The 1,303-nt window shown below is 61.2% G+C and carries 1 protein-coding gene; it reads right to left on the bottom strand.

The genetic code is table 11. From position 1 onward, the window contains the following. Positions 1-177: 177 nt before the first annotated feature. Complete coding sequence (locus VJR90_03460) at positions 178-1,215, bottom strand: IS110 family transposase (GenBank protein HKV96534.1); 1,038 nt, start codon at positions 1,213-1,215, stop codon at positions 178-180. Positions 1,216-1,303 lie beyond the last annotated feature (88 nt).

Genomic DNA, 1,303 nt, shown 5'->3' with positions numbered 1-1,303 from the left:
GGGTTTTGGTGTTGCTCTTGCTTTTGCTCATGCGACCTAGGCCCGCTTTCAGAATCCCGCGGTGGAAGCTTGGTTCCACCAACCATCTATTCGGTCACTCGCTTCCGACCATGATTCGTTGTTCAGACTCCCTGACTCTTTCAGGGAGGCAAGACGCCCAATCAGCCCAACGATGACTTACTGCTTCACCAGGGTGGCCCACGGGCTACCTTGCATGCGAACCAGCTGCGCGTAACTGACCGGGCTGCGCAGCATCCAGTACATTCGTACCGCCAGCTTTCTGGCGATCGCGACCTTGGCCACGCCACTGCCCCGGCGCAGTTTCAGCCGCTGATAGTCTTGTTTGAGTTCTCCATCCAGGCGCGCCGCCGAGTGGCCGGCTTCCACCAGCAACGAGCGCATCATGGGATTGCCTTGCTTCGAGATCGATCCCAACCGTTGCCGTCCGCCCGAAGAATGCTCGCGCGGATTCAGCCCCAGGTAACTCACCACTTGCTTGCTCCGCTCGAATCGTCCCACCGGACCCAGCGTCAGCACGAAGGCTAGCGAAGTCACCGGCCCGACACCGGGATGCGTCATCAGCAGCACCGCCGCCGGATTCTGTTCTGCTTGCTCGGCCACAGCGCTGTCTAACTCATCCAGCGTTGCCTCGAACTGATCCAGCATTTTCAGCAATTCCTGCCGCCGACGGCTCGCCCACGGATCCAGCGCCAGGCTCTCCAACTCCGCCCGCCCTTTCTTCGTGAACAACTTCTTCTTTCGGCACACCCCTTCGCCCATGGCCAAGGCGTGTAACTGGTTGCTGACCGCAACTCGCATCCACACCAGCTTCTGCCGATGCCATACCAACTGCCGCAGATCGCGCTCCGCCATCGTCGGCCGCCAGATGCGCGGAAACCGTCCGCTCAGCAACATCTCCAGCACGTGGGCCGCGTCGCGCGCATCCGTCTTCTGTTTGCGCACCATCGCCGCCCGTATCTGCGCCGCATCCCCGATCCACAGCTCGTGCCCCAGCTCGGCCAGCATGCGCTCGAACCAGCGCGTGTGCCCAGTGGCTTCGATCCCCACTCGTACCGGCGAAGTGAGTGCGGAGTAGAACGCTCGCGCCTCGCCACTTTCGTGCTCCAACCGGCGCTCCACTAACTCGCCCGTTTCGTCGTCCAGCATCACCACTTGTTGGTAGCGCGTATGTAAATCACACCCTACAATCTTCATGTGCTCGGCTCCTTTCCTCCGAGCCTCGGTTGCTTGAGCGCTTCCAAGTTTACTCGGCGGCCGGGAGCCGACACGGTTATCTAATCAG

The organism is Gammaproteobacteria bacterium (genome assembly GCA_035279405.1).
Classification (GTDB): domain Bacteria; phylum Pseudomonadota; class Gammaproteobacteria; order Natronospirales; family REEB76; genus REEB76.
Note: the sequence above shows the minus strand (reverse complement) of the source record. Positions and strands in the feature narration are given on the sequence as shown.

Bases quoted from the DNA above. Each gene is read 5' to 3' on its own strand.
- VJR90_03460 (HKV96534.1), bottom strand. From the start codon at position 1,215: ATGAAGATTGTAGGGTGTGATTTACATACGCGCTACCAACAAGTGGTG.